This window comes from Nesterenkonia sp. F, assembly GCF_000220985.1.
Taxonomy (GTDB): domain Bacteria; phylum Actinomycetota; class Actinomycetes; order Actinomycetales; family Micrococcaceae; genus Nesterenkonia.
Map to the genome: position 1 here is coordinate 1 of NZ_AFRW01000035.1, position 6453 is coordinate 6453.

The 6453-nt window shown below is 73.4% G+C and carries 5 protein-coding genes and 1 pseudogene; 1 reads left to right on the top strand and 5 read right to left on the bottom strand.

Going from position 1 to position 6453, the window contains the following annotated elements; translation table 11 throughout:
• The 3 genes from GU5_RS13820 to leuS form a co-directional block, all read right to left on the bottom strand.
• Positions 1-189: hypothetical protein (locus GU5_RS13820; protein ID WP_010524188.1), on the bottom strand; the 189-nt coding region annotated here is incomplete at its 3' end.
• 73 nt (positions 190-262) lie between these two features.
• Complete coding sequence (locus GU5_RS13825) at positions 263-1297, bottom strand: DegV family protein (protein ID WP_010524189.1); 1035 nt, start codon at positions 1295-1297, stop codon at positions 263-265.
• Between the two features lie 17 nt (positions 1298-1314).
• Complete coding sequence (gene leuS / locus GU5_RS0103455) at positions 1315-3762, bottom strand: leucine--tRNA ligase (RefSeq protein ID WP_237704657.1); 2448 nt, start codon at positions 3760-3762, stop codon at positions 1315-1317.
• Positions 3763-4037: 275 nt separating this feature from the next.
• Between leuS and GU5_RS13830 the strand changes: the two genes are divergently transcribed.
• The gene (locus tag GU5_RS13830) at positions 4038-5021 is read left to right on the top strand and encodes an alpha/beta fold hydrolase (protein WP_010524191.1); all 984 of its coding nucleotides are present in this window, start codon (positions 4038-4040) and stop codon (positions 5019-5021) included.
• A gap of 19 nt (positions 5022-5040) precedes the next feature.
• On the opposite strand, the gene GU5_RS0103465 is transcribed toward GU5_RS13830, so the two are convergent.
• Both GU5_RS0103465 and GU5_RS17190 read right to left on the bottom strand, forming a co-directional pair.
• On the bottom strand, positions 5041-5283 hold the full coding sequence (locus GU5_RS0103465; RefSeq protein WP_010524192.1) for a hypothetical protein: 243 nt from the start codon (positions 5281-5283) through the stop codon (positions 5041-5043).
• A 133-nt stretch (positions 5284-5416) separates the two neighbouring features.
• A pseudogene (locus tag GU5_RS17190) lies at positions 5417-6453 on the bottom strand (primosomal protein N'); the annotation flags it as partial.

Here is a 6453-nt window from a genome sequence, read left to right on the forward strand (position 1 = left end):
GGAGGCCGAGGGGCTGCTGATCAGCCAGGACACGACGATCCAGACCAGCAGCCCGACCACCACCGTCGCCGCGGCGGTGAAACGCAGACCCACGCGCGTCGGCGCCCGATGAGCGGCCTCGCGCTGGGCGCGCAGCCGCTCCCGTCGGGACAGCACGGGGTCGTCGTCGAAGAGCCCCTGGTTGTCCATGCCGCCGAGGCTAGAGCCTCGGCGAGCCCGGGCCGAGCCGATCGGCCGCACCTGTGGATGCCCCGGCGTGTCCTCAGCCCGAGGAGCTGCCCTGTGCAGGAGTCTCGCGGGTCGGGGCGGACGAGGCGGCGGCCCCGTCGAGAGGGCTCAGGCAGACGCCCAGCACGCCGAGGCCCAGATGCGCCGCCAGCGAGGGCGGGACGTCGACCACCGGCACCGGCGCCGCGGAGTGCTCGTCCAGCGACTCGGCCAGCGCCAGCGCCTGCTCGGCGTTGCCGAAGCCATGGACGGCGATCCGCACCGGGGTCCCGGCGGCCGCCTCCTCCACGGCGCGGGCGGTCAGCCGCTCCACGGCACGGTCGAGGCTGCGCGGGCGCTCCTCGAGCTGGATCGCCCCGTCGCGCAGGGCCAGCAGCGGCCGCACCGACAGCAGCGTGCCGAGCAGCCCGCTCAGCGCGGTGATCCGTCCGCCGCGGCGCAGCTGTTCCAGGTTGGGCACCACGAAGAGCGCTGTGCTCGCCTCTGCGGTCGTCCGGGCCGCCGCGGCGGCCTCAGCCGCCGTGCCGCCCAGCAGCACGCACAGGGCCGCCTCGAGGACCGCATGGCCCATCGTCATCCCCGTCTGTCGGGAGTCGACGACCTCGACGGCGACGTCGACCTGCTCCGCGGCCAGCCGGGCGGCCTCGACGGTGCCGGACAGCGCAGAGGAGAGATGCACGGAGACGACGTGCTCGACGCCCTGCCGGGAGAGATCCGCATAGGCCTCGGCCAGCCGCCCCGGGGACGGGCGCGAGGTCACCACGCGGGTGCCCTGGGCCAGGGCCAGCGGCAGGTCCCGGCCGAGCTCCTCGCCGGCTTCGGGATGGATCTGCTCGCCGATCATCACCGGGATCGGCACCACGGTGATCGCCTCGGCGAGCGGGCCGAGCTCCTGCATCGGCAGGGCCGCCGAGGAGTCGGTGACCACGGCGACGCGCGGCCGACGACGGCGCAGCCCGGCGCGCAGCCCTGCCGCGCGTCGGGAGCTGCGCAGCCGCCGCTGCCAGGCCGCGCCCCAGGAGTCGAGACGCTGCTCGATCCGCTGATCGGCCCGCTGCGCGACGTCCATGCCAGGCTCTCCGGCGATCAGCCGGTCACCACGTTGACGAGCTTGGGCTCGCGGACGATGACCTTGCGGACGCCGCCGCCCTCCTCGACGTACTTCTGGATCTTCGGCAGCGCAAGGGCCCTGGCCTCCAGATCCGCGGCGGAGATGTCGGCCGGGACCTCGAGCTTGTCGCGCAGCTTGCCCTTGACCTGCACCACGGCGGTGACCGTGTCGTCGACCAGCAGCGACTCCTCGACGGCCGGCCAGCTGGAGTTCGCCACCGAGGGCTCGCGACCCAGGGCCGCCCACATGTCCTCGGCGGTGTACGGGGACACTAGCGAGAGGATCTGGGCGGTGATCTCGGTCGCCTCGCGCACCGCCGGGTCCGCCCCGCCCGCGCCGGCGTCGATCTCCTTGCGGATCGCGTTGACCAGCTCCATCAGCCGAGCCACGACCACGTTGAACTTCTGCACCTCGACCAGCTGCTCGACCTCGGCGACGGTGCGATGCGTCGACGCGCGCAGCCCGGCCGCGCCGTCGGCGGGATCGACGCCGACCTCGCTGGTCACGTCCTGGGCCAGCCGCCAGGCCCGGGCCAGGAACTTCGCCGAGCCCGACGGCGAGACGTCGGCCCAGTCGACGTCATCCTCCGGCGGGGAGGCGAAGACCATCGTCAGCCGCACCGCGTCGACGCCGTAGGCGTCGAGCTGCTCGCCCAGGTCCACGCCGTTGCCCAGCGACTTGCTCATCGCCCTGCCGCCGTTGAGCACCTGTCCCTGGTTCATCAGCGCGCTGAACGGCTCGTCGAAGTCGATCAGCCCGAGGTCGTGGATGACCTTGGTGAAGAAGCGCGCGTAGAGCAGGTGCAGGATCGCGTGCTCGACGCCGCCGACGTACTGGTCCACCGGCATCCAGCGCTTCGCGGCCTCGGCGTCGAAGACCTGGGCGTCATCGTTCGGGCTGAGGAAGCGCAGGAAGTACCAGGAGGAGTCGACGAAGGTGTCCATGGTGTCGGTGTCCCGCTCGGCGGCGCCGCCGCAGGACGGGCAGCTGGTGTGGACCCAGGACTCCGCGGCGGCCAGCGGGCTGCGGCCCTTCGGGGAGAGCTGCTCGCCGCGCAGGTCGTCGGGCAGCCGCACCGGCAGCTGATCCTCCGGGACCGGGACCTCGCCGCAGCTCTGGCAGTGGACGATCGGGATCGGCGCGCCCCAGAACCGCTGGCGGGAGAGCAGCCAGTCGCGCAGCCGGTAGTTCACCGTCGCCTCGCCGACGCGCTGCTCGGCCAGCACCTCGACGGCGCGCTCGATCGCGGCGGTCTTGTCCTCGCCCTCCCAGGCCGGAGAGTTGATCGCCGTGCCCTCGCCGGCGGTCGCGACGCCGGTCTCGGCGGGGTCCTGTTCGCCGGTGTCGACGACGACGCGGACGGCGAGGTCCATCGCCCGGGCGAACTCCAGGTCACGCTGGTCGTGGGCGGGCACGCCCATCACCGCGCCGGTGCCGTAGTCGGCCAGCACGTAGTCCGAGGCCCAGACGGGCAGCCGCTCGCCGGTCAGCGGGTGGATCGCGTACCGGCCGAGGAAGACGCCGGTGCGCTCGCGCTCGGCGGACTGGCGCTCGATGTCGGAGACCGAGCCCAGCTGCTCGCGGTAGGCGTCCAGCTCGGCCCGGTGCTCGTCGGTGACCAGCTGCTCGGCCAGCTCGGCGTCGGCCGCGACCACCATGAAGGTCACCCCGTAGAGCGTGTCGGGCCGGGTGGTGAAGACCTCCACCGGGTCGACGTCGGCGCCGTCGGCGGCCGGCTCGATGGTGTAGCGCACCGAGGCGCCGGTGGAGCGGCCGATCCAGTTGCGCTGCATGGCCAGCACGCGCTCGGGCCAGCGGCCGGAGAGCTGGTCCATGTCGTCGAGCAGCCTGTCGGCGTACTCGGTGATGGCGAAGTACCACTGGTTCAGCGACTTCTTGGTGACCTCGGTGCCGCAGCGCTCGCAGGCGCCGTCGACGACCTGCTCGTTGGCCAGCACGGTCTGGTCCTTCGGGCACCAGTTGACCGGCGAGTCCTTCCGGTAGGCCAGCCCGCGCTGATGGAACTGCAGGAACAGCCACTGCGTCCAGCGGTAGTAGGCCTCGTCAGAGGTGTGCAGCCGGCGGGTCCAGTCCGCCGAGATCGCGTAGCGCTTGAAGGAGGCCGCCTGCGTCTCGATGTTGCGGTAGGTCCACTCGGCCGGGTGCGCGTCGTTCTTGATCGCGGCGTTCTCCGCCGGCAGTCCGAAGGAGTCCCAGCCGATCGGGTGCAGCACGTTGTAGCCGCGCAGCCGCGCGTAGCGGGCCGGGACGTCGCCGATGGCGAAGGCCTCGGCATGGCCCATGTGCAGGTCGCCGGAGGGGTACGGGAACATGTCCAGCACGTACTTGCGCTCGCGCTCGTCGTCCTCGGCGGCGACGAAGGTGCCCTCCCGCTCCCAGTACGGCAGCCAGCGGGCCTCGATCGCCGAGACGTCGTACTGGGCGGGCTGCTGCTCGTGCTGGCCGGACGGCGCGGCCGGCGTCGCCGCGGAATCGCTCGCGTTGCTCACGTGTGGGGCACCTCGTGGTCGAGTGGCGTGGTCAGGGGCGGGCGGCCGCGAGGTCACGACCGCGGCCGACGGCGCGGGAGGGCCGCGCGTCGACCCGACCCAGTCTAACGGGACGCGCACGACGGCGCGGTGCCGACTCCGAGGCCGTCGCGCCCCGGTCGGCACGCCCGCCGCGCTAGCCTGGGACGGTGATCGACGACCACACCGCGACACCAGCCCCCGAGGCCGCCGACGACGGCGGCACCCCCTGGACCGGCGCCCCGCCGCGGACCGGCGAACCGACCACGGTGACCGTCGACGTCGACGGGCGCGACCATCCGGTCCGCCTCTGGCGGTATGCGGGCCCCTCTCGACCCGCCGACGACGCGTCCGCCGCTCGTCGGAGCCTGCTGCTGATCCACGGCTTCCGCGGCGACCATCACGGCATGATGCTGCTGGCCGATGCGCTGACCGACCACGAGGTGCTCGTCCCGGATCTGCCCGGCTTCGGCGAGACCGCGCCGGTCCCCGGCCGCGAGCACGGTCTGGAGACCTACGCCGCGGTCGTCGAGGGGCTGGCCGCGGCGCTGGGTCTGGGCGCCGAGGACGTGCTGGCCGGGCATTCCTTCGGCTCGCTGGTGGTCGCCGCCCACGCGGCCCGCACGTCGCGCAGCTGGGCGGCACTGGTGCTGATCTGCCCGATCAGCGACGACATCTTCTCCGGGTCGCTGCTGCCGGGTGCGCTGGGCGTGGAGGCCTTCTATGCCGGCGCCCGCGCCCTGCCCGAGCCGGCCGCGCTGACGCTGCTGCGCTGCCGGCCCATCATCGAGCTGACGAACCTGACGATGCTCACCAGCAGCGACGCCCGGATCGCCGCCTACGTCCGCGATCAGCACCGGCGGCACTTCAGCGGCTTCTCCGACCGGCGCACGGTCGATGAGGCCTATCGGGCCTCCAGCCGGCACACGGTGCTCGAGTTCGCCGAGCGCCTGGAGCTGCCGGTGCTGCTCATCGGTGCCTCCCGCGACCAGATCAGCACCGCCCAAGGACGACGGCGGCTGCGCGAGGCGCTGCCGCAGGCGCGGCTGGAGGTGCTGCGCGGCGTCGGACATCTGATCCACTACGAGAAGCCCGCCCCGGCGGCCCGGGCGATCGGCCGATTCCTCGCCGACCTCGACGCCGGAGTGTTCTGAGGCCGGCATCCGCGTGACATCAGGCCCGATGCCGTCGGAGGATCTGGCGTGCGGAGAGCCAGATCATCCCGACGCTGATCAGCAGTCCGGGAATCGCGGAGATGACCAGCCATCCGGGCACAGGAAGCCCGGCGAGCTGGACGCCCAGCACTCCCAGGAATCCCAGGGCCCAGACGAGGCCTGTCACCAGGAGCAGGATCAGCAGCATCGCGACGATCCCGTCGGCGCCCCGCAGCGCGCGGGACTCGTGAGCATCCGTCATCGTGGTGTCGCTCCTGGCTGTGACGAGGTGCGGTCTTCTCCGTCCGCCCCTCATTCTGCCTCAGCGCGAGGGAGACCAGGGCAGCATGACGCTCACCGGGACGAGGGTCGGCCCTCCGGAACGCGCCCGGCGCTCAGATCTGCAGCGCGTCGACGTCGTCGACGGCGATCCGCACCCCACGGCCTTCGCGGTGGGCGCTGTGGGTCCGGCGCACCCGGCGGATCTCGCCGACGACCTCCTCGGCCTGGGCATAGCTGAAGAACAGCAGCCAGCGCTGCCGCTCCTCGTCGACCGGGGCCGGGCCGATCCAGGCCAGCCCCTCGGGCAGCCGCAGCTGGCCGATCAGCTGCTCGGCCTCCTGGGCCTCGCCGGTCAGCGAGAGCATCCGGCGCGCCGGCGGCAGTCCCAGCTCGCGGCGGCGCGCCAGCTCGCGCCGCGCCCAGCCGACCGGATCCCATCGCACCAGGGCCGTGGTGAGCTCCTCGGCGCCGGCGGTGACCACCACGGTCCCCTCTCCCCGTTCAGCCTCCCGACGCGGGCGCACCAGCGAGGCCGCGCGGAACCAGCGGGCCAGCATCCGACGCGGGACATCCAGGCCCTCGCGGGTCAGCTGGGCGTCGCCGTCGAGCAGCAGCGCGGCGGCGTAGCCGTCCTCGGCCACCGGCTCCACGCCCGGGGTGGAGACCACCAGTGCGGCCTGCGCGGAGACCGTCTCCACCGGGTGGTCGCCGGTCGAGGAGACCACCGGCACTCCGGCGAAGGCCCGGCCCAGCTCATGGGCGGTGCGGTCGGCTCCGCGCGATCCGGCGCGGAAGGTCGCGTGGCCGCAGACGGTGCAGCGGTGGTCCCGGTGGTGCAGCCCGCACCAGCGGCAGCGCAGCGTGCGGGACTGCCCGTGGTGGGCGGGGATGGTCAGCGGCCCGTGGCAGCTCGGGCACTCCTGGCGGCTGCGGCAGCGCTCGCAGAGCACCGCCGGGATGAAGCCGGCACGACCGACCTGGATGAGCACCGGCCCGTGCGCCAGAGCCTCGCGGGCAGTCCGATAGGCGGCCGCGGGCATCCGGGCCCGGGCTGCCGAGGGGTCGTGCTCCTGCTGGTAGGAGTCGGCGTTGGCCATCACCAGCGGCGTCGCCTCGCGGCGCAGCTGCCGATCCGGGGCGTCTCGGTCAG

Excerpts from the sequence above, each read along its gene's own strand:
- GU5_RS13825 (WP_010524189.1), bottom strand. The coding sequence starts at position 1,297 with ATGGACGTCGCGCAGCGGGCCGATCAGCGGATCGAGCAGCGTCTCGAC.
- GU5_RS0103465 (WP_010524192.1), bottom strand. The coding sequence starts at position 5,283 with ATGACGGATGCTCACGAGTCCCGCGCGCTGCGGGGCGCCGACGGGATC.